The sequence below is a fragment of the Ideonella sp. P3_A4 genome, assembly GCF_056403075.1.
Map to the genome: position 1 here is coordinate 1 of NZ_JBFUGE010000995.1, position 1,558 is coordinate 1,558.

The 1,558-nt window shown below is 60.1% G+C and carries 1 protein-coding gene; it reads right to left on the reverse strand.

Going from position 1 to position 1,558, the window contains the following annotated elements:
- Positions 1 to 153 precede the first annotated feature (153 nt).
- A complete protein-coding gene (locus tag AC1DYI_RS35205) occupies positions 154 to 618 on the reverse strand; it encodes a nucleoside 2-deoxyribosyltransferase domain-containing protein (protein WP_477208737.1) in 465 nt (154 codons plus the stop codon).
- Positions 619 to 1,558 lie beyond the last annotated feature (940 nt).

Below are 1,558 nucleotides of genomic sequence, written 5' to 3' on the forward strand. Positions count from 1 at the left end.
GGGCGAGTACTTCGCGAGGAACGCGTCAATCTGCGACTCGATGGGGTGGTGCTTCATGCCGCTTAACGTTCGACGTAAGGGGCGGCTTGCGGCTTGCCGCAAGACGTCCCCTTGACGGAGGGGTTAGACCGCTGGCCGASAGAACGCATTGACCTACCCCTCACAGTARCGCYTGATCTCATGAGCCAAGAACTCGAGGGAGGAAACTGATTGRATTCCGTAGTGTTGGCACACAACATCTACGTTTCCYTTGCGCCAGTAACCAGAYGGGCAGCAAACGACAGCCTTCCTRCTACGAGCAGCCARGCCAAGCTCCAAAAGGGTGACGGGTGCTTGTGAGCCTGGAGCGAAGTAGAAGGCGATCATTCCTGCTGYTTCCATTGCCGAAAGCTCCCACTCGACCTGTTCACGAAAGATCGGGAACGAGGCGTCKGGTGGCCAGCTGKAACTCCAGTGCGAGCGCCGAGGATTCAAGAGGACTCCGCTACAARAAGCGAGGGAGTCAGTAAGTTCTCGCTGCCAATCGAYGGTGCCACCCATGTCTATTGAYCCGGCCAAGAAGACGGATCGTTCGCTCGGCTGAATGTCTAGGACTTGGGGTGATTGAATGACGCGCATTTGGGAACTTCCTGCGGTCTAACGTCCGACGTAAGTGGCGGCTTGCGGCTTGCCGCAAGACGTCCCCTTGACGGAGATGTTAGGCGAGCGACGTTGAGCAAGGAGACGACAGGAACGCGAGGGCACCAACGGAGCGACTGGGTTCTTAGATCGCGGCGAGGCGGAGCGAAGGCACCTGGAGACTTGTGGCATTTCGGTTCCTGCAACCTCGATCATTGGCGAACCCGTTTTGCCCGTATTTTCAACCGGAAGGCCAAGCAAGCCAACGCTGGAGTGGCAGAGGGCTTCGAGMGAGTACTCACCGGCCTGACAGGCGCTGGGCTGTTCCTGGGTGGCTGAGCACTCGAAGGCCAACATATGGCGCGGTGCCAGCGCGGACGGAAAACGGGACTCGGCACTGAGACAAAGGCATTTCTGACTTTGCTTAACGTTCGACGTAAGGGGCGTCTTGCGGCTCGTCGCAAGACGTCCCTTTGACGGAGGGGTTAGGCACCGGAGATACACCAACCGTGATGGACGTACCGTGCAAGGCAGACGGACCCGAGGAAGCTGGAGATGCTACTCGGCTGACGCGAGCCAGGCTATGCAGCACTGGGGCTGCGGCTGTTTCTGCCGGGCGGCCTACCCAAAGCGGCAGAACCGACCCGGTGGCGGCTCTCACCCCAAGCTCTGGCCGTGAGCGCAGGAACCGGTGAGGCGAGGCATAGCGCAAAGGCTTCAATTTCTTGACCAACTTGGCGGGCGGAAGGTCGAAGCGACCACCGACCGCCCGCTGGCCGCCGAAGGACGGACAGCCCAAGCCGACGCTGAAGCGGGAACGCCTCTCCCATGGGCACAGGGCATCGCGACCGAGGCCTTGTGAAGCTGGCATTGGCAGATGTGACTTCAAACGAGCTCGACCTTCAACCCGGCTGTGGGCCTAACGTTCGACGTAAGGGGC